The sequence below is a fragment of the Skermanella rosea genome, assembly GCF_016806835.2.
In the GTDB taxonomy this organism is placed as follows: Bacteria; Pseudomonadota; Alphaproteobacteria; order Azospirillales; family Azospirillaceae; genus Skermanella; species Skermanella rosea.
Genome location: NZ_CP086111.1, coordinates 3,673,169 through 3,692,599 on the forward strand (window position 1 = coordinate 3,673,169; position 19,431 = coordinate 3,692,599).

Genomic DNA, 19,431 nt, shown 5'->3' on the forward strand with positions numbered 1-19,431 from the left:
ATCAGGGCTGCCCGGCGGTCCCGCCGACCTCGTTCTCCGGAGTCTGCATGTCCGGGGCCACGGGACCGCCCTCGCCTGCCGTGCCGGACAGCTTGGCGGTGATCTCGGCCACGTGCCGGCCCTGGAAGCGCGCCCCGTCCAGCTCGTTCCGGCTCGGCTGGCGGGAGCCGTCGCCGCCGGCCAGGGTGCTGGCGCCGTAGGGCGTTCCGCCGCTGACCTCGTCCAGCCGGGTCTGACCGGGGAAGCTGTAGGGCAGGCCCACGATGATCATGCCGTGGTGCATCAGGTTGGTGATGATCGAGAACAGGGTGGTCTCCTGCCCGCCGTGCTGGGACGCGGTGCTGGTGAAGGCGCTGCCGACCTTGCCGACCAGGGCTCCCTTGACCCACAGGCCGCCGGTCTGGTCCCAGAAGTTCGCCATCTGGGACGTGATGCGGCCATAGCGGGTGGGCGTGCCGACGATGATGGCGTCGTAGTCGCCCAGCTCGTTCGGGCTGGCGATCGGAGCAGCCTGGTCCAGTTTCATGTGGGCGTTGCGGGCGACATCCTCGGGGACGAGTTCCGGCACCCGCTTGACGGCGACCTCCGTCCCCGGCACCGACCGGGCTCCCTCGGCGATGGCGTCGGCCATCTGCTCGATATGTCCGTAGCTCGAATAATACAGCACCAGCACCTTCGGCATCGACCAATATCCCTTTGAAAACAGAGAAGGCTGTCCGGCGCCGCCCGCGGCGGCCCCGGTCTGCCGTGAAAACCCGCGCTGTTCCTCTTGGTTCCTGAACGGGCTGCGGGATGACGCGCTCCGGGACAGGCGCCGCGCTGCCTGCATGCCCTGCCGTCGAGACCAAGCCGGTCGCGGATTGTTGAGAAGAACGAGCCTCTCGGTGTCTCCTTGCGGGAAAACGACGGGGGAGCAAGCGATGGAACGCAGATTTGTCTGGCCGGCCGTCTGCTGCCTTGGTCTTGCCCTAGTGGCGATCGGGCTGGTCTGGGCCTTCGGCGATTATGCGGGGATCAGCCTGACCGCCGGATGGGCGGTGGCGCTCGCCGTCGCCGCGACGATGGCGCTCGGCCTGGGCCTGATGGCGGTCATCTTCTATGGCCGGCGAAGCCGGCGCGACCAAGCGGTGGATCGGACGATCGATGGAAAGCCCACGGGGACGCCCGTTGGAAGGAGTGACCCGCCTTCGGGCGGGTCAAGCCGTCGAGGGATCGACCGTCAGTAGCGTCCCGGCGTGCCGCTGCCGCCGCCGACCTGCTCGCCGCTCCCGCCGCCCTGCCGGGAAGCATCGTAAGCCTTGATTTCGGCGTCCAGTTCCATGCGGCGACGCCCCTGGGGGGAATCGTCCGGCGCGTCGCGGAGTTGCTGGAACTCCTGCATGGCCTTTTCGAGTTCTTCGGTACTGCTGATCGGCATGTCTCGCTCCAATTTCGGGTCTGCCTATCCTCAACAGATATGGCGACGAAACGGCGAGGCGATATTTTCTCAGCCGGTCACGTAATGCGGTTCGGAGCGGTGGTGCAGGTCCTCGTAATGGACCAGGACCGGCTCGCCGAGCGGGACCGGCCGGCCGTCGCGCCAGGTCCACTCCCCGCGGTCGCAATCGGCCGCCCGGACATAACCGTTGATGTAGAGGCGCCGGTCAAGGCCGGAGCGGTTGGCGGCCGACCCATGGATCATGTACGGGTGCCACAGGCCGACGTCGCCCGGCTCCATCTCGAAGTCGACCAGCCTGGAGGGATCGAGATCGTAGCGTTCCAGAGCCTCCTCCGCGATGCCCGAGCCCAGGATGCTGGCGCGCGGCAACAGGTCCAGGTCGCCCAGCAAGTGGCTGCCGGGGTAGAGGCGCATGGCCCCGCTCCGAGCCGTATGCGGGTCCACCGCCAGGCCTGTCTGCACATAGGAGTCGGACAGGTTCCGGTAGGCCTCGCGCGGGCGGCGGAAACGGCTGTCCTGGTGGAAGGCGTAGTCGCCGCCGGCCGCCCCCGGCGGCTTCCAGTGAAGCTGGTTGATGATCTGCTTGAGATCCCCGCCCAGCAGCGGTTCGAGCAGCCGGAGCATGCGGTCGTCCTGGCGGAACGCGTTCAGCACCGGGTCGCCATAGGACGGCCACTGCACCATGCGGACAGTATGGCCCAGGTTCTCGTCGTCGGCGACGCGGACGTGGAAGTTGCCGTGACGGAAACTGCTCGGGTGCTTCAGCCCGGCCTGGAACTGGCGGTCGAAGGCTTCGGCCAGCACCGACACGTCGGCGGCGGAAAAGACGCCCCGCACGACGACGAAACCGTCACGGCGATAGGCATCCCGGATCTCGGATTCGGACGGCAGGGGCATGGTCGGCGTCTCCGGTCAAAGGACGGCACTCCCCAATTTCTCGCATTTCATCCCGCTTCGTCAATCATTCCGCGTGCATCCTGCACGCGGTACATCCCAATCGCCGCGCGTACCCGACCGTCCGAACCCGACATGCCATGCCCTCCCGCTTCAGGGATTTCTTGTGGAAACCGCACTCGTCCGGCTTCCGACCCGAACTCCGCGCACAGGCAAGGAATTAATACTATTGCATCGAAGAATACGACTATACTTTGGGCATCCGCGGGCATCTACTTTGATGCGGGCGGGAGCCGTCGATGCCTGCTCTTCATGATTGCAGACCCCTGATCCAGCGATGAGGAATGCCCGGACGCCTACCGCAGAGGTCGCCCCCGCCGGGGTCGGCACGGCTGACGCCAATCGCCGAGACGGTCGGCCACCGCCCCCTCCCGGCCCGCAGACAATCAACAACGACAAGGGAGAAATGAATGTCCAGGAATGGCTTGTTTCTGTCGCGCCGCGAGATGCTGATCGGAGCCTCCGCCGCCGGCGTCGTGGGAAGCCTGGCGGTACCGCTGGGAAATCCCGCCTTCGCCCGGGCGCCTATGCTCAATACCCAGGCTCCGTATTTCTACCGGTTCAAGCTGGGCGACGCCGAAGGGACCATCGTGTCGGACGGCACCCTGCCGCTGGGCGATCCCCGCAAGAACTTCACCGGCCTCTCCGAAGAGGAGATCAAAAGCCAGCTTCACGATAATTTCCTGCCGAGCGACAATGCCGTGCTGGAGCAGAACGTGCTCGTGCTCAATACCGGTGACCGGCTCGTGCTGTTCGATACCGGCATGGGAAGCCTTCGGCTTTTCGGGCCGACCACGGGCAAGCTGATGAACAGCCTCCGGCAGGCCGGCATCGATCCGAAGGACATCGACGCCGTCGTGATGTCGCACGCCCACATCGACCACTGCGGCGGCTGCATGGCCGACGATGGCACGCGGAACTTCCCGAACGCCCAGTACTACATCACCCAGGCTGATTACGATTTCTGGACCAACGAAGCCAACGTGCCCGCCCAGTTCAAGGTCTTCCTCGACACCGCCGTCAAGAACCTCGTTCCCAACCGCGACCGGATAAAGTTCATCAAGGACGGCGAGGAATTCCTGCCCGGCATCCATGCGATCCTGGCACCGGGGCATACCGTCGGGCATACGATCTTCATGATCAATTCAGGCAACAGCTCTCTGTGCTACATCGCGGACCTGGCGCATCACCCCGTCCTGCTGCTGGAAAAGCCGCTGACCGAATTCATGTACGATACCGATCCCAAGCAGTCGGCCCAGTCGCGCATGAAGATGCTGACCATGCTGGCGGCGAACCGGACCCCGATCCTCGCATACCATTTCGCGTGGCCCGGCATCGGCCACGTGGCGAAGCATGGCGAAGGCTTCCGCTACCATCCCCAGGGCATGAAGATGGAGCTCTGAGAGGCGGACGGCCGGCCAGGCCCGTCGCCTGGCCGGCCTCTTGCTGTCAGCCGAAGGCATCCGCGTCCGGCGACGGCGGAACGCCCAGAAGATCCACGAATTGCTGTTCGAACCAGTGCAAGGCGCCGTGCAGGCTCTTGCCCCCGCCGCGGACTTCCGCCAGCCCGACCTCCATGTTCTCGATCGCCTCCAGGATCACCGTCTGGAGGCTGGCTTCGGGTCCGAGTTCCCGCGCCAGCATCTCCAGGCCGCCGAACGACGCCACCTCGGCGCTGAGCGCCAGCGTGCTAAGGCCCGCATAGAGGCTCGCCTCCGGCTCCGTAAGCCCGCCATGGGCATCCAGCGCCGCGATGCCGCCGATGAGGTCGGCATGGGCGGATATCAGGTCGTCCGGCGTCAATCCTCCGGCATCGGTGGCGGAAGCCTCGATCGTCCGGTCATGCACCTTGAAGAGACCGTCGAGGCAGTCGACCGGGATGCCGTCCGGTCCCGCATCGTTCGGAGGTCCACCATAATTGCCGTAGGACGGGATCTTGATCCCTCCCGGGGGAAGATCGGGGGACAGGTTCGGGCCGAACTTCGGATTGAACGTGATCGTCTTTTCCCAATCGATATACATCTGTAACCAGCTCCGGATTGCGCGAAGCGGCGATCCTAAATGCGGAAAGGCGCCGAAGGTCAACCTGAAGTTAGGTGATGTACCGATGCGTCGTCACTTCTCTTCGGGTCTGGTCCGGAGTCCGGCGGCAAGGAGATCCCGCGGGCATCACCGGAATCCACCGACCGGGCCGGCCTCGCCGGATCAGAGCAGGAACATGGATTTCTCGACCGCCGCGATGCCGTGGACCTGGATCTCGAAGTCCGGCCAGCCGTCACCGTTCACGTCGCCCTGTACGAGCTTGAAGTCCTTGACCTTGGACCAGGCGAGTTGGCCGGCGACCTTGGCGAGTCGTGCCTCGCCGATGAAGGTGAAGGCCTGGTTTCCGCCAGCCGCCGTGTTGGCGTCGATCCCGGTCAGGTCGATGCGGTCGGAGCCCCGCTGGAAATCGAGGATGCTGTCCCGCAGACCCCAGCCGGGAGGGCTGTCCCTGGTCGTCTCGAAAACGAAACCGTCCGCCCCGCTTCCGCCGTAGAGCCGGTCCATGCCCGCTCCCCCCGTCAGGACGTCGTTTCCATCGCCGCCCTTGAGGATGTCCTTGCCGGCGCCGCCGTGAAGGGTGTCGGCGCCGCTGCCGCCGTACAGATGGTCGTTGCCATTGCCGCCGATTAGACGGTCGTTGCCTTCGAGGCCGTGAAGATTGTCGGAACCGTCACCGCCCCGGATGGTGTTGGCTTCCCTGTTGCCCCGGCCGGTGGCTCCCCCCGGGGAGGTTATCGTCAGGTTCTCGACCGCGGAAGCCAAGGTCCAGGAGATCGAGGACAGGACGGTATCCCATCCCTCCCCGGCATGCTCCTCTGTTCGGTCGCCGGAACTGTCGACGATGAAGGTATCGTCGCCGGCCCCTCCGATCATCTTGTCGGCGCCCGTCCCGCCGTCCAGGAGATCGTTCCCGCTGCCGCCGGACAGGTGGTCGGCGCCTCCCTTGCCGATCAGGGTGTCGTTTCCCGCGTTGCCGACAAGCACGCCGGGATCGTCGTCGCCGATCAGGCGGTCCGCGTGGGGCGAGCCGATCACGTTGTCGATGCCGCTCAGACGGTCGTTTCCGCCTCCGCCGCTCGCCTTTCCGAGGGAAAGATCGACGACGACGCCCGACTTCACCCAGCTGTAGTCGACCAGATCCCGGTCGTAGTCACCCTTGAAAATGTCGGCGGCGGCGGTGCCGCGGAAGGCGCCGGAAGAGGACAGTTCCCCGTTGCCGTAGCCGGAGCGGTCGAAATTCAGCCCTACCTCCCCCGCCGAAACGAATCCGCCCGTCCCAACCTTGATCGACCCGGTATAGGGATGGTTCGGGAAGGTTATGGCGTCGCCCTTGCGGACCGCACCGTCCAGCCAGGCCGACGGGTAGACCGAGTTGTACTCGGCTCTCTGGCCGGGCTGCTCCGTCACCAGGACGTTCTTGAAGGAGACCGGGTATTTATGGTCGCCGGGCTGGGAGAAGTAGTACAGCCACGACTTCGCATCGCCGCCCGGCAGCTTCCGCATCTCGACGTTTTCGAGGGTCACGGATCCGATCGGGTCCCTTGGCTGAAGGAACAGGCCCTGGTAGGTGGTCGTGCCGGTGACGTTGTAGAACTTGAGATCGCCGACCGGCCCCTGGGGCTGGAACACGTCGCCGTGTATCCCGTAATAGCTCCCCTTGACGTTCTCGATCAGGGAGTTCTGCAGGATGAAGTCGGCCCGCTTGCCGGCGGCGCTGTAGAAATTGATCGCGTCCTTCCCGCCGGCATGCCGATGGTCGATATGCACGCCCTCAACATAGACCGAACCGTTCACCTTGGTGAAGTTGAGTGTGCCTGCCGCGGAACCGTGCGATTTGGGCTCGAACTTGCCGCCGATCAGGACGATGTTGTTGCCGCCGATCGTCTGAAGCCGGTCCAGCGTCCTTACCTCGTCCGAAGCGATGAAGAGAACGTCTTCGTCCTTGTCGAAGGTCCACACGGTTCGCGAGCCTGTCTTGCTCAGGTCAATCACAGTGTGGTTCGGCTTGAGAACCGGAGCATCCCAACGTTTCGCCGGACTTTGAGACATGCGGAACACCTGAAACAGAATAAATGGTTCCGTCAGGGTGCGTCGCAGGGGTTAAAAATACCTCTATCGATTTTTCAATTAACCATAATATCGGCATCTACATCAGCATGTCCGTTCGACACTGCCGGTTCGTCTATAGCCGGTTTGCGCAAATCTTCCGAAAATGCCGACTTTCATGGCGGCACCTCGAGTAACGCGGGATTTCGGGTTCAGGAGATCGGCGGTCGGGGAAGACGACGCAGAAAGGCCCCGCGCCTGGGAAGGCGCGGGGCAGTGCGAGGTTTGAGCGCGGTACCGCATCGCGCCGTGGTCATCATCGGCCGGGAGTTATTAACAACTCATTAACCATAATTGCGCAGAATTTTATCATTTTTTTGTATCCCACTTCCCACGGGAACCGCTTTATGAATAAGGACCTGGGTATCCGACCGATCCGGCATCTGCAGGGGTGAGTGGTGTGGAAATCGAAGAACAGGCTGAGGATATCTTGCTGTTCGCCTATGTGGATGGCGAGTTGGACGAGGACCAGCGGCGACTGGTCGAGGAACTGATCTCCAGAAATCCGGATGTGAACGACCGGATCTCGCAGATCCGTGAACTGAGCAGGCTGATCAGGGCAGCGTATGAAGAGGACGGCGACGAACCCGTCTGAACGGCCTTGCGCCCATTCCCGTCCTCGAGAAACGACGGTCGTTACAAATCAAGTTTGCGGATAAGCCCCAGCCGGGCACGAAGCAGACGATCCTTGACCGCGACGGTCGAGATGCCAAGTTCATGGGCGGCATCCTGATAACTCATGCCCTGCACGCACACGAGCAGGAGGACTTCCCGTTCTTCAGCAGGCAACTTCCCCACCATCATTTTGATTTGCTGAGATGACGATGGATGTCGCTGGGTTTTGCTCGGTCTCTCCATCACGTCGCTCATTATCTTCCGTCCGGGCCAGACCAGCACATAAAACGATTGAACAACAATTCAATGTCATTGATACACAGGTATTCCCTGGTTTGGAAATATATTTAGAAACTTTGGCGCCATCTCGACAGATTAATCCGATGGCATTCTCCGAAGCATGTCGGCGGTATGCGTTCAGGACAGGTTCAGCAAGGGGACGACGGAACGGTGGCACCCCTGGCGCCTCGGCTTGCCGTCGGCTACTGCACGGGCGGTGTCGGCAGGATCGTCAATTCGTGAACATCCACGCCGGGCGGCTGGGAAAGGGCGTAGATGACGCTGCGGGCGACGTCTTCCGGCTGCAGGGCGTCGGGTTTGGGATCGTCGAAGAAGGGCGTGTTCACCATTCCGGGCTCGATCAGCGTGACCCGGACGCCGCTGCCGCGCACTTCCTCCCTCAGGGCGTAGCCGATGGCCGAGACGGCCCATTTGGTTGCCGCATACATCGACCCGGCCAGCACCCGCCGCCCCGCGACCGACCCGGTGATCACCACATGTCCGCGCGCTTCCTTGACATGTTCCAGAACCGTCCGGAGCGTGTAGGCGACGCCGAGGATGTTGACATCGACCATCCTGCGCCAGCTCTCCGGGGGCGCCCCGGAGAAGCCGCCCGGCTCGCCCCCGACGCCGGCATTCGCGAAGACGGCGTCGATGCGGCCGAACCGCTTGACGGCGGTATCCACCATCCGCTGCTGGTCCTGGAAGTCGGTGACATCGCAAGCCACGGCGCAGGCGCGATCCTCCCCGATTTCCCGGACCAGCGTCTTGAGCTTGTCGGCGGAGCGGGCCGCCAGCACGAGGTTCCATCCGTTCCCGGCGGCGGCACGGGCCGTCGCGGCGCCGATGCCGCTGGAGGCTCCGGTGATGAGAAGGACCTTGGCGTCGGGCATGTCGTGTCTCCTGCTGTCGAAGCGTTTCCGCGCCCTCTGGCGCCGCCGTGGTGGAACGCGCGGGCGCGGAGACCTGTTCCGGGCTCTCCTTTCCCGGTCGGGCTTGAAGCTCCGGCCATCCGGGAACATGGCGCCGGTGAACGGAAACCGTTCAGCCCGCCGCCCTGCCCCGGACCTTGAGGCTGGCCTCGGTGGCACGGCGCACCAGTTCCGCCGTGTCGATCGAGGTCTGCCTGCCGTTCCGCTTGAGGATGCGCCCGTCGACCATGACCATGTCGATGTCCGCCGGGCGGGCGGAATGGACAACCAGATGGGCGATATCGGTCGTCGGCGCCGCATGGAGCCCGCCGGTGGCGATCATGATCAGGTCGGCGCGCTTTCCGGCCGCGATCGACCCGACGCGATCCGACAGGCCGAGCGAGCGGGCGCCTTCCAGCGTGCCGAGCTCGAGCGCCCGCCTCGCGGTCATGCCGGCTTCCCGCTCCGCCTGGCCGTTGAACAGGTTGTGGGTGATCTTCATGACCTCCAGCATGTCGGCCCTGCCGGTCAGCGGCGTCGTATCGACCGACAGCCCGGTCGTGACGCCGCCGTCCAGGAACGCCTTGATCGGCGGGATGCCGTAGCCGATGGTCATTTCGGAATAGGGCGAAACCGTCAGGACGGCTTTCCGGTCCGCCAGCATCGCGATCTCGGCGGGCGAGGCGTGCGTGGCGTGGACGACCTGGAACCCCTCGTGCAGCAGGCCGAGACGGTCCAGTGCCGCCACGTGCCCGTGGTCGGCCGGGGTCGAGTTGGCGTGCAGCGTGATGGGCAGCCCGCGCTCCCGCGCGGCATCGTAGTCCGCCCGATAGACAGCGGGTTCGACCGGGACGATGCGGCTCTCGCCGCCATCAGTCGCGACGGCCTGGACGCCGCGCCAGCCGAGGCCGAGGGAGAGCAGGCCGTCGTTCCCGAACTCCTGCCACTGGTCGTGCAGGCGTATGAAGTCGGCGACGTCCAGCGGCTGCTGCGGCGACAGCGGACGATAAGGGCCATAGGAGAAACGGCCGCGGATCCCGCTGTCCGCCAGCGCCTGGAGGTCGCTGCGGGCATGCCGGGGCGTGCGGATATTGTGGCACCAGTCATGGACGGTGGTGATGCCCGCGTCGATCGCCTCGGCGGCCGACAGCAGCGTGGCGATGTACATGTCCTCGGGATCGAACGCCGCCCCGATCTTCGACACGACCTGGAAATAGCCGTTGCCCTGGGTGCCGGTCGCCATGTTGCGCATCAGCGACGTCCACATATGCCAGTGGGTGTCGACGAAGCCGGGGGCCACGATGAAGCCGGTGCCGTCGATGGTCTCGGCGGACGGCGCGGCGAGATCCTTGCCGACGGCGACGATCACCCCGTCCCGGACATGGACGTCGCCTTCGGGAACATCGTCCGCGCCGGCCTCCAGGGTAAGCACGTGGGCTCCGCGGATGATGAACTCGCCCCGCCGGGGGGACTGGTGGAGAAGCTGGCCGGATCCGACGGTGCCGGTTTGGGCGAGGGCCGAGCGGAACGGCATCAGCGCCGTGCCGAGCGCAAGACCGCCCAGGAAGGAGCGGCGGCTCACCGCGAGGCGGCGCGGACCTGGAAAACTGCAGCAGTCACAATGCATCACTGACCTTTCGAGAGATGATGACGGGCATCGTCTCCCCTCGGATCTGAAGCTGGTTTCGTGCGTTTCCAGGCCGGCGGCTTCTTCCGGCAATCGGATTCGGCACGAGACCGGCCGATGCCGCGCGGGCGGACGCCTCAGCGCTTGGCGTTCTGCTCCGCTTCCCGGATCGCCGCCTCATGGTACCAGCCGCTGCCCGAAGCGGTGTCGAGGACCGGCATCGACGCCGGATCGGCAGCCGCCCTCGCCTCTTCGGCGAAGCTGCGGAACTGCGCACTCTTCTTCAGCGGGAACTTGATTATCGTGGCAGATCGGAAACCCGGGTTCGTGGTCATAGTTTACAGCTCCTTAAGACTGGCCCCCAAAATCAGGCTGCTGCCGTACCGAGTATATTATGTCGCACTCCCAGGGTTTGCACCCTTTTGTGCAAACAGCTTCATTTAAAATCACTCTCTGCCTATTTTGTTGGCACATCGTTATTTGCCCAGTTCCTTGGCATCGGTTCGGCAAGCAATGCCGCAACAGGGCCGGCGGAGCCCCGGACCCGGATTTTCGGCGGGATTTGCCACGATCCCGACCGATCCGAGGCGTGCCGGCACCCGTCCGCCCGGAACGGCGGTCCGCCCTCCCGCGCCCCCGCGCGCGACCGTCGGGCCGACTGGCATGCGAACTGCAAAAGGACACCACGCGCCGGTGAGCGCGCTTGCCCCCGGTGGCAGGAAGCGCCGCACCGGTCCTGAACAAACGTCAACACCTCACGAGAGACCCGCAATGACCAAGTATAAGCTGGAGTACATCTGGCTCGACGGGTACACTCCGGTCCCGAATCTGCGTGGCAAGACGCAGATCAAGGAATATGCAGACTTCCCCACGCTCGATCAGCTTCCCTTGTGGGGCTTCGACGGCAGCTCGACCAAGCAGGCGGAGGGCAGCAGCTCCGACTGCGTCCTGAAGCCCGTCCGCATCTTCCCGGACAGCGAGCGCAAGAACGGCGCGATCGTCCTGTGCGAAGTCATGATGCCCGACGGCGAGACCCCCCATCCGTCCAACATGCGGGCGACCATCCTGGATGACGAGGGCGCCTGGTTCGGTTTCGAGCAGGAATACTTCTTCTACAAGAACGGCCGGCCGCTCGGCTTCCCGGAGACGGGCTATCCCGCGCCGCAGGGTCCCTATTACACCGGCGTCGGCTACAGCAAGGTCGGCGACGTGGCGCGCAGGATCGTCGAGGAGCATCTCGACATCTGCCTGGCCGCGGGCATCAACCACGAGGGCATCAACGCCGAGGTGGCGAAGGGCCAGTGGGAATTCCAGATCTTCGGCAAGGGCTCCAAGCGCGCCGCCGACGAGATGTGGGTCGCCCGGTACCTGCTGGAACGCCTGACCGAGAAGTACGGCATCGACATCGAGTACCACTGCAAGCCGCTCGGCCAGACCGACTGGAACGGCTCCGGCATGCACGCCAACTTCTCCACCGCCTTCATGCGCGAGACCGGCGGCAAGGAGTATTTCGAGAAGCTGATGGCCGCCTTCGAGACGGCGAAGGACGACCACATCGCGGTCTATGGTCCGGACAATCACATGCGGCTGACCGGCAAGCACGAGACCCAGTCGATCCATACGTTCAGCTACGGCATCGCCGACCGGGGCGCTTCGATCCGGGTGCCGCACAGCTTCGTGCGCAACGGGTACCGGGGCTATCTGGAAGATCGCCGCCCCAACTCCCAGGGCGACCCGTACCAGATCGCTTCCCAGATCCTGAAGACCGTCGCGACCGTCCCGACGGGCGCCGAAGCGGACGTTTCGGCCGCCGCTTGAGCTTCAGTCGCGGCGTGGAAATCTCACATCCACGCCGCGACCCGCTCCCGGCGCGCGGTGCTACAGGTACCGGCCGTTCTCCCGGCGCCACCGCCATCCGTCGATGCTGAAGCGGCCCGGCCCCGCCGCGGCGAAGGCCAGGAGGCCGCCCGTGATCGCCAGGTTCTTCATGAACTGGGTCTGCTGCGCGGCCATCTGCTCCGGCGGCATGATCCAGAAGCGATGCGCGATGTACGTGGCGACGACGGTGAAGGCGGCCACCAGGAGGGCAGCCAGCCAGGTCCATGCGCCGAGGATGATGGCGAGCCCGCCGAAGAACTCGACGAAGGCCCCGAGCGGAGCGGCGATCGAGGCGGCCGGCACGCCCATGGATTCCATCCGTGCGGTGAACGCCGACAGTTCCATCACCTTCCAGAAACCGCTGTCCAGGAAGATCGCGCCGATCGCCACCCGGCCGATGAGCAACAGCCCGTCCTGCCAACCGGCAGTCAACCTGTCTCCTGAAATTTCCACTTCCGCCCTGGGAAGCGGCGCAATGCCCTCGTCATATCTCGCCATGTTCGGCTCCAATTCCTGCTGAATGACCCCGGATCAGGATGTTTCTCACTCCAACAGAGTGAAGCCGTCTCCGTCAACAGACCGGTTGGCGCAACCGTTTGCGGAAGATCGGGTTCAATGGCGGGACAATCCGGTCGGCCCGACCGGCGCCCGCACAGATTCCGCCACCTCTTCGGGGAAGCGGTCGCGGGTCCGGTTGCACAGGGCCACCAGCGACAGCATCACCGGCACCTCCACCAGCACGCCGACCACGGTCGCCAAAGCGGCACCGCTGTCCAGGCCGAACAGGCTGATCGCGACCGCGACGGCCAGCTCGAAGAAGTTGGAGGTGCCGATCAGCGCCGCGGGGGCGGCGATCGCGAACGGTATCCGCCAGGCCCAGGCCCAGGCGTATCCGATCGCGAAGATGGCATAGCTCTGGACCAGCAGCGGCACCGCGATCAGCAGGATCACGAACGGCTGCTCGACGATGGTCCGGCCCTGGAAACCGAACAGCAGCACGATGGTCGCCAGCAGGCCGACGATAGTGTAGGGCTTCAGCCGGCCGGTGAAGCGCGTCACGGCATCGGGGTCCTCCGCGGCATGCAGGGCGCGGCGGGTCGCATAGCCGGCCGCCAGCGGGATGACCACGTACAGCACCACCGACAGGATCAGGGTCTGCCAGGGCACGATGACGTCGGTCACGCCCAGCAGCAGCGCCACGATCGGCGCGAAGGCGATGACCATGATGATGTCGTTCAGCGAGACCTGGACCAGCGTGTAGGTCGCGTCGCCGCGGGTGAGCTGGCTCCACACGAAGACCATCGCGGTGCAGGGCGCCGCCCCCAGCAGGATCATGCCGGCGATGTATTCCTTGGCGTCCTGCGGATCCACCATGTCGCGGAACAGCAGCTCGAAGAACAGGATGCCGAGGCCGGCCATGGTGAAGGGCTTGATCAGCCAGTTGACCACGACGGTGATCACCAGCCCCTTGGGCCGCTCGCCGATGCGGCGCAGGGACGAGAAGTCCACGGCCACCATCATGGGATAGATCATCACCCAGATCAGCACCGCGACGACGAGGTTGACCGAGGCGACCTCCAGCCCCGCCAGGAAACCGAACAGGCCCGGCATCAGCAACCCCAGGGCGATGCCGGCACCGATGCACAGGGCGACCCAGACGCTGAGATAACGTTCGAAAGCACCCAGGGGCGCGCCGGCGGACCGCCGGGCAGTGATGTCGCATTGAGCGGACATGATGTTGAAACATCTCCTTTAGTCGCCGTCGGGAACGGCACCTGCCGGCCGGGCGGAATAGGTCGCGTCCACATGGGCGCCGGTCGGCAGCAGCAGCACGAGCGCAGCCGATACCGCGACCAGTCCCGCGGCGGTGAGCAGGCAGCCGGCCAGGCCGAACCACTGGTAGGTCAGGCCCGACAGCAGGCTCCCCATCAGACGCCCGCCGGCATTGGCCATGTAATAGAAACCGACGTTCAGCGCGACCTTGTCGGCATCGGTGAACGCCAGGATGAGGTAGGAGTGCAGCGAGGAATTCACCGCGAAGGCGACGCCGAACAGGCCCAGGCCGACCATGACCGCCAGGGTCGGGTCGACCCCGGCCCGGAGCGCCCCGACGAGCGCCAGCGGGATGACCGCCAGCACCACCGCCCACAGGCGGGCGGCCCGCACCTCGGAGGAGGTGCCGTCGGTGGAGCGCCGGACGATCGCCGGCGCCGCCGCCTGCACGAAGCCGTAGCCGATCACCCAGGCCGCCAGGAAGCCGCCCACCTGGGCGAAGGTCCAGCCGAGCTGGGCATAGAGGAAGATCGGCACACCGACGACGAACCAGACGTCGCGCGCCCCGAACAGGAAGAACCGCGCCGCCGAGAGGATGTTGATCTCCGGCGACTTGGCGAACAGGCTGCGGAACCCGGCCTTCGCCTTGGACTTCCCGAAATCCCCCCTCAGCAGCACCATCGCCGCGACCAGCACGAGGGCGAGCACCGCGGCCATAAGCCAAAGCCCCTGAACGAAGCCCAAGGTGGACAGGAGCAGGCCGCCCAGGAAGAAGCCCACCCCCTTCAGCGCGTTCTTCGAGCCGGTCAGCAGCGCCACCCAGCGGAACAGCGTGCCCTCGGCGCCGGCGGGCACCACCAGCTTGATCGCGCTCTTGGAACTCATCTTGGTGAGGTCCTTGGCGATGCCGGCCAGCCCCTGCGCCGCGACCACGTAGGCGACGGACAGGGCGAACTGCCACTCCGGGTCCAGCAGGGACAGCATGACCAGCGCCGCCACCTGGAGTCCCAGCCCGGCATAGAGCGTGATCCGCAGTCCCAGCCGCGACCCGATCCAGCCGCCGATCAGGTTGGTGACGATCCCGAAGAACTCGTAGAGGACGAACAGGAACGCCAGCTGGAACGGCGTGAAGCCCAGGGTGTGGAAATGCAGCAGGACCAGCATGCGCAGGGCGCCGTCGGTCAGGGTGAAGCGCCAGTATGCCGCAGTGACGATGGCGTAGTCGCGCAGGGTTCCGCCCATGTCCGCCCGCCTAATTCTGCTTCAGGTGGCCGGCCACCTTGGCCGCCAGTTCGGCGAGACGGTGGGCGTAGCCCATCTCGTTGTCGTACCAGGCGAAGATCTTCACGGCGGTGCCGTCGACCACCAGGGTGGACGGGCCGTCGATGATCGAAGACCGGGTGTCGCCGCAGAAATCGATCGACACCAGCGGTCGGGACTCGAAGCCGAGGATGCCCTTCAGCGGGCCGTCGGCAGCCTCCTTCAGGAAGGCGTTGACCTCCTCCGCCGTGGTCGCCCGGGCCACCTCGAACACGCAGTCGGTCAGCGAGCCGGTCAGCAGGGGCACCCGCACGGCCAGCCCGTTCAGCTTGCCCTGGAGCTCGGGATATATCAGCCCGATCGCCGTGGCCGAGCCGGTGGAGGTGGGGATCAGCGACATCAGCGCCGAGCGGGCGCGCCGCAGGTCCTTGTGGGGCGCGTCAACGACGACCTGGGTGTTGGTCGCGTCGTGGATCGTGGTGATGATGCCGTGGCGGATGCCGAGCTTCTCCTGGATCACCTTGACGACCGGTGCCAGGCAGTTGGTCGTGCAGGACGCGGCGGTAACCACATGATGCGCGTCCGGCTCGTACAGATGGTCGTTGACGCCCATGACGACGTTCAGCGCGCCGGGTGTCTTGACCGGCGCCGCCACGACCACCTTGCGGGCGCCCCGATCCAGGTGCGGGGTCACCGTCCCGGTCGTGACGAACTTGCCCGAGCATTCCAGCACCAGATCGACGCCCAGGTCGGCCCAGGGGATGCCGCCCGGCTCGCCATGGTCGGTGAAGCCGATGCGCCGGCCGTCGATCCGGATGCCTCCGTCCTCGGCGGCGACCGGAACGGGCCAGCGGCCCTGGACGCTGTCGAACTCCAGCAGGTGGGCGGCCGTTTCCGGGCCGCCCTTCACCTCGTTGACATGGACGATGTCGAGCAGGCCGCGGTCTACGGCGGCCCGGCAGGCAAGCCGCCCGATGCGGCCGAATCCGTTGATGCCGACACGGATGGTCATGGTACACCTTTCCGGCCCGCCCCCAGGGACGGGCCGTCCTGAAACGAAACAGTATCTTGATAGAAGCTCTAGGCGCGGAGTTGCCCGGCGATCAGCCGGCGGCGGCCACCTCTTCCTCGGACAGCTTGATCTTGCCGATCTCGGCGAGGCGGTTGCGCAGGCTGAGCTTGTCCAGCGCCTCCAGCCGGAGGCTCGTGAAGATCTTGATCCGGCATTCGAGCTCCAGGTAGGAGCGTTTGAAGACCTTCTGGACCCGGTCGTCCGACCCGACGAAAGCGACGGGATCCTCGACGCCCCAGTGGGCGCTCATCGGCTGACCGGGCCACACCGGACAGGGTTCGCTGGCCGCGCTGTCGCAGACGGTGAAGACGAAATCCAGCTCGGGCGCGCCGGGTGCGGCGAACTCGTCCCAGTTCTTCGACCTGAGATGATCGGTCTTGTAGTTCAGCCGCTTAAGCAGCTCGATCGCCTTCGGATGCACGGCCCCGCGCGGCTGGCTGCCGGCGCTGTAGGCGTTGACCCTGCCCTGCCCCCAGCGGGTCATGGCGCATTCCGCCATGATGCTGCGCGCCGAGTTGCCGGTGCACAGGAACAGGACGTTGTAGGGTCTCTCCAGGCTTGGACGTTCTGACATCGGAGCACTCCATGCTGCGGGTTCGGCTAGGCTCGGGCGCGCCCCGCGCCGGTCTGGAGGACAGGCGGCCGCGGCGAGCGCCTGCAGCGACGGGCTGCAGACTTCGGGATTTCCCTGGCAGCAGTCCTCGGTCAGGAAGACCAGCAGGTCCCGCATGCCATCGTAATTCGCGTTGTAGATGATTGACCTGCCGACCCGGCTGGAGGTCACGAGACCGGCGTTGGACATCAGCGCCAGATGGCTCGACAGCGTGTTGGGCGGCACTCCCAGCGTGCGCGCGATCTCCCCGGCCGGCATGCCCTCCCCGCCCGCCCTGATCAGCAGGCGGAAGACATCCAGGCGGGTTTCCTGGGCGAGCGCGGACAGGGTGGCGATGGCGTGTTTCGTATCCATGATTCGAGAATTATCGAAATATGGGCCGGAGCGCAAGCGGGAAATCGCCGCGCGTCCGGCGGGCCGCCGCGGAACCCGATCATGAACTTGCGGGCTTCGCACGTCGTGCCCCGATGTGGCACGGTGGCGGCACTGCCGTTCCGGCACATCCGTGCGCGGACCAGGACAACGGGAGGAATGATGGCGAAGACCACGATCACGGCCGTGAGGGCCCGGCAGATCCTCGATTCCCGGGGACGGCCGACCGTCGAGGCGGACGTGATGCTCGAAGGCGGTGCCATGGGGCGGGCGTCGGTACCGTCCGGCGCCTCGACGAGCCGGAGCGAGGCGCACGAACTCCGCGACGGCGATGCAGCATCCTATTTCGGGCGCGGCGTATCGAAAGCCGTGGCGAACGTCGCGGAGGAGATCGCCCCGCTCCTGCGGGGCCGGGATGCCGACGACCAGACGGGAATCGACGGGGCCATGCAGGCGCTGGACGGAACGCCGCGCCTGGAGCGCCTGGGCGCGAACGCGGTCCTGGCGGTCTCGCTCGCCACCTGCCGGGCCGCGGCGGAAGCCGACCGCGAACCGCTCTATCGCCGCCTCGGCGCCCTGGCGGGTGCCGGCGATCCGGTGCTGCCACTGCCGATGGTGAACATCCTGAGCGGCGGGCTCCACGCTGGCCGCGGCATGGACGTGCAGGATTTCCTGGCCGTCCCCTTGAGCGCCTCGGACTATCCCACGGCGCTCCACGATATCATCCGGGTACGCGCCGCCGCGGAGGAGGTCGTCAGCCGGTATGGCGCCCCCGTGCTCCTCGCGGACGAGGGAGGGCTGAGCCCGGGATGCCCCTCGGCCGAGATCGCGCTGGGATTGATGGTGGAGGCGATCGAGCGCGCGGGCCTGTCGCCGGGCCGGGACATCGGGATCGCCATCGACGTGGCGGCGACGTCCCTTCTCGGGGCCGATGGTTCCTACGGCCTTTCCCGCGAAGGGCGCTCCCTGGACAGCGCCGGCATGATCGACACGATAGAGGGATGGATCGAGCGCTTCCCGATCGTGTCGGTGGAGGACGGCCTGCACGACGAGGACTGGGGCTATTGGCCGGACCTGACCCGCCGGCTCTCCCGCATCCAGGTGGTCGGGGACGATCTGTTCAGCACCAACCCGGAGCGGATCCGGCGCGGCATGGACCTGGGCGCGGCCAACAGCGTGCTGATCAAGCTCAACCAGAACGGAACCCTGACCGGCACCCTGGAGGCGATCGCGACCGCGCGGGCCGGCGGCTATTCGACCGTGATTTCCGCCCGGTCGGGGGAAACCGGGGACAGCTTCATGTCCGACCTGGCGGTGGGCGCCATCGGCGGACAGATCAAGATCGGTTCGGTCCGCAATACCGAACGGCTGGAGAAGTACAATCAGCTCCTGCGGATTGTCGAGGAGCCGGGGGTGGGTTATGCCGGCGTGCGCTTCCTGGCCGGACGGAGGGGGCCATGACGGACCCCCATGCCGGCCTTCCCGAAGACATGCGCCGGTTCCTCGCCGACCTCGGCATCCAGGGACAGGACCTGCGGGCCAATCCCTTGACGGGCGGCGTGTCCTCCGACATCTGGTTCGTCGAGGCGGACGGACGCGCCCTCTGCATCAAGCGGGCGCTTCCGACGCTTCGGGTGGCGGCCCACTGGACCGCCCCGGTCGAGCGGAGCGGCTACGAATACGCCTGGTTCGAGAGGGTACGGGAGATAGCGCCGGCGGCGGTGCCGCCGCTGATCGGACGGCATGCCGGCGGCAACATGTTCGCCATGGCGTTCCTTCCGGCGGACCGTTATCCCGTGTGGAAAGCCCTGCTGCTCCGGGGCACGGTCGATCCCGCCTTCGCCGCCGCGGTCGGGGATATCCTGGGCGCGATCCATGCCGAAACGGCCGGCGACGGACGAACCGCCGCTGCGTTCGCGACCGACGCGTCCTTCCACGCGCTCCGCCTCGAACCCTATCTGCTGGCGACCGCCCGCCGCCACCCGGACCTTGCCGGCCGGCTGGAAGCGATCGCCGCGACGACCGGAACCACCAGGCTGGCACTGGTCCATGGGGACGTCAGCCCTAAGAACATCCTGGCCGGTCCCGAAGGCCCGGTGATCCTCGACGCGGAATGCGCCTGGTACGGCGACCCGGCGTTCGACTTGGCCTTCTGCCTGAACCACCTGCTCCTGAAATGCCTTCCGGTCCGCGACAGGACGGGCCTGCTCATGGATGCATTCGACCGGATGGCCGGCGCCTACCTGCCCCATGCGGCCTGGGAAGATGCGGCGACATTCGAGAGCCGTTGCGCGGCCTTGCTCCCGGCGCTCCTGCTTGCCCGCGTTGACGGCAAATCGCCCGTCGAGTACGTGACCGAGGAGACGGACAAGGAAATCGTCAGGAGCGTTGCGCGCGGCCTCGTGGCCGAGCCGCCGGACCGGCTTTCCGCCGTCAGGCACCGCTGGCTCGACAGCCTGCGGCATTGAGACAAGGGATACGATGAGCCGG

At 66.0% G+C, this 19,431-nt stretch carries 20 protein-coding genes; 6 read left to right on the top strand and 14 right to left on the bottom strand.

Annotated features, from left to right (window positions below):
* Nucleotide 1: 1 nt before the first annotated feature.
* On the bottom strand, nt 2-682 hold the full coding sequence (gene wrbA, locus JL101_RS17125; RefSeq protein ID WP_203097510.1) for an NAD(P)H:quinone oxidoreductase: 681 nt from the start codon (nt 680-682) through the stop codon (nt 2-4).
* Between the two features lie 238 nt (nt 683-920).
* On the opposite strand from wrbA, the gene JL101_RS17130 reads away from it, so the two are divergent.
* Complete coding sequence (locus JL101_RS17130; RefSeq protein ID WP_203097511.1) at nt 921-1,226, top strand: hypothetical protein; 306 nt, start codon at nt 921-923, stop codon at nt 1,224-1,226.
* Here the strand turns inward: JL101_RS17130 and JL101_RS17135 are convergent.
* Nucleotides 1,220-1,417 (bottom strand): hypothetical protein, encoded by a 198-nt coding sequence (locus tag JL101_RS17135; RefSeq protein ID WP_203097558.1) that lies wholly within the window; start codon nt 1,415-1,417, stop codon nt 1,220-1,222. The genes JL101_RS17130 and JL101_RS17135 overlap by 7 nt on opposite strands.
* A 69-nt stretch (nt 1,418-1,486) precedes the next feature.
* Entirely contained in the window at nt 1,487-2,335 is an 849-nt protein-coding gene (locus JL101_RS17140) for a phytanoyl-CoA dioxygenase family protein (protein WP_203097512.1), read from the bottom strand.
* Nucleotides 2,336-2,802: 467 nt separating this feature from the next.
* Here JL101_RS17140 and JL101_RS17145 point away from each other — a divergent pair, with 467 nt between their 5' ends.
* Nucleotides 2,803-3,795 carry an MBL fold metallo-hydrolase gene (locus tag JL101_RS17145; RefSeq protein ID WP_203097513.1) on the top strand — a complete coding sequence of 331 codons (993 nt, stop codon included), beginning with the start codon at nt 2,803-2,805 and terminating at the stop codon, nt 3,793-3,795.
* Nucleotides 3,796-3,841: 46 nt separating this feature from the next.
* Here the strand turns inward: JL101_RS17145 and JL101_RS17150 are convergent, their stop codons facing one another.
* Complete coding sequence (locus JL101_RS17150) at nt 3,842-4,414, bottom strand: hypothetical protein (protein ID WP_203097514.1); 573 nt, start codon at nt 4,412-4,414, stop codon at nt 3,842-3,844.
* A 183-nt stretch (nt 4,415-4,597) separates the two neighbouring features.
* A complete protein-coding gene (locus JL101_RS17155; RefSeq protein ID WP_203097515.1) occupies nt 4,598-6,394 on the bottom strand; it encodes a calcium-binding protein in 1,797 nt (598 codons plus the stop codon).
* A 547-nt stretch (nt 6,395-6,941) separates the two neighbouring features.
* On the opposite strand from JL101_RS17155, the gene JL101_RS17160 reads away from it, so the two are divergent.
* On the top strand, nt 6,942-7,136 hold the full coding sequence (locus JL101_RS17160) for an anti-sigma factor family protein (RefSeq protein ID WP_203097516.1): 195 nt from the start codon (nt 6,942-6,944) through the stop codon (nt 7,134-7,136).
* A gap of 41 nt (nt 7,137-7,177) precedes the next feature.
* Here the strand turns inward: JL101_RS17160 and JL101_RS17165 are convergent, their stop codons facing one another.
* The 4 genes from JL101_RS17165 to JL101_RS17180 all read right to left on the bottom strand — a co-directional run bounded on the left by JL101_RS17165 (nt 7,178) and on the right by JL101_RS17180 (nt 10,308).
* Entirely contained in the window at nt 7,178-7,411 is a 234-nt protein-coding gene (locus JL101_RS17165) for an RNA polymerase sigma factor (protein WP_203097517.1), read from the bottom strand.
* Nucleotides 7,412-7,638: 227 nt separating this feature from the next.
* On the bottom strand, nt 7,639-8,328 hold the full coding sequence (locus JL101_RS17170; protein WP_203097519.1) for an SDR family oxidoreductase: 690 nt from the start codon (nt 8,326-8,328) through the stop codon (nt 7,639-7,641).
* A 151-nt stretch (nt 8,329-8,479) separates the two neighbouring features.
* Nucleotides 8,480-9,928 carry an amidohydrolase family protein gene (locus JL101_RS17175; RefSeq protein WP_203097520.1) on the bottom strand — a complete coding sequence of 483 codons (1,449 nt, stop codon included), beginning with the start codon at nt 9,926-9,928 and terminating at the stop codon, nt 8,480-8,482.
* Between the two features lie 182 nt (nt 9,929-10,110).
* Nucleotides 10,111-10,308 (bottom strand): DUF2735 domain-containing protein, encoded by a 198-nt coding sequence (locus tag JL101_RS17180; RefSeq protein WP_203097521.1) that lies wholly within the window; start codon nt 10,306-10,308, stop codon nt 10,111-10,113.
* 436 nt (nt 10,309-10,744) lie between these two features.
* Here JL101_RS17180 and JL101_RS17185 point away from each other — a divergent pair, with 436 nt between their 5' ends.
* Entirely contained in the window at nt 10,745-11,791 is a 1,047-nt protein-coding gene (locus tag JL101_RS17185; RefSeq protein WP_202679012.1) for a glutamine synthetase beta-grasp domain-containing protein, read from the top strand.
* 60 nt (nt 11,792-11,851) lie between these two features.
* Here JL101_RS17185 and JL101_RS17190 read toward each other — a convergent pair whose 3' ends face one another.
* The 5 genes from JL101_RS17190 to JL101_RS37110 form a co-directional block, all read right to left on the bottom strand.
* The gene (locus JL101_RS17190) at nt 11,852-12,361 is read right to left on the bottom strand and encodes a DoxX family protein (protein ID WP_228434905.1); all 510 of its coding nucleotides are present in this window, start codon (nt 12,359-12,361) and stop codon (nt 11,852-11,854) included.
* A gap of 102 nt (nt 12,362-12,463) precedes the next feature.
* Nucleotides 12,464-13,585, bottom strand: coding sequence for an ACR3 family arsenite efflux transporter (gene arsB / locus JL101_RS17195; RefSeq protein WP_203097522.1), 1,122 nt, complete (start codon nt 13,583-13,585; stop codon nt 12,464-12,466).
* 18 nt (nt 13,586-13,603) lie between these two features.
* A complete protein-coding gene (gene arsJ, locus JL101_RS17200; protein ID WP_203097524.1) occupies nt 13,604-14,866 on the bottom strand; it encodes an organoarsenical effux MFS transporter ArsJ in 1,263 nt (420 codons plus the stop codon).
* 10 nt (nt 14,867-14,876) lie between these two features.
* Nucleotides 14,877-15,896, bottom strand: a complete 1,020-nt coding sequence (locus JL101_RS17205) for an ArsJ-associated glyceraldehyde-3-phosphate dehydrogenase (protein ID WP_203097525.1) — start codon at nt 15,894-15,896, stop codon at nt 14,877-14,879.
* A gap of 91 nt (nt 15,897-15,987) precedes the next feature.
* Entirely contained in the window at nt 15,988-16,923 is a 936-nt protein-coding gene (locus tag JL101_RS37110) for a metalloregulator ArsR/SmtB family transcription factor (protein ID WP_203097526.1), read from the bottom strand.
* Nucleotides 16,924-17,100: 177 nt separating this feature from the next.
* Here JL101_RS37110 and eno point away from each other — a divergent pair, with 177 nt between their 5' ends.
* Nucleotides 17,101-18,402 (top strand): phosphopyruvate hydratase, encoded by a 1,302-nt coding sequence (eno, locus tag JL101_RS17215; RefSeq protein ID WP_203097527.1) that lies wholly within the window; start codon nt 17,101-17,103, stop codon nt 18,400-18,402.
* Nucleotides 18,399-19,409 (top strand): phosphotransferase family protein, encoded by a 1,011-nt coding sequence (locus tag JL101_RS17220; RefSeq protein ID WP_203097528.1) that lies wholly within the window; start codon nt 18,399-18,401, stop codon nt 19,407-19,409. Before eno ends, JL101_RS17220 begins: the two co-directional genes overlap by 4 nt.
* Nucleotides 19,410-19,431: the final 22 nt, after the last annotated feature.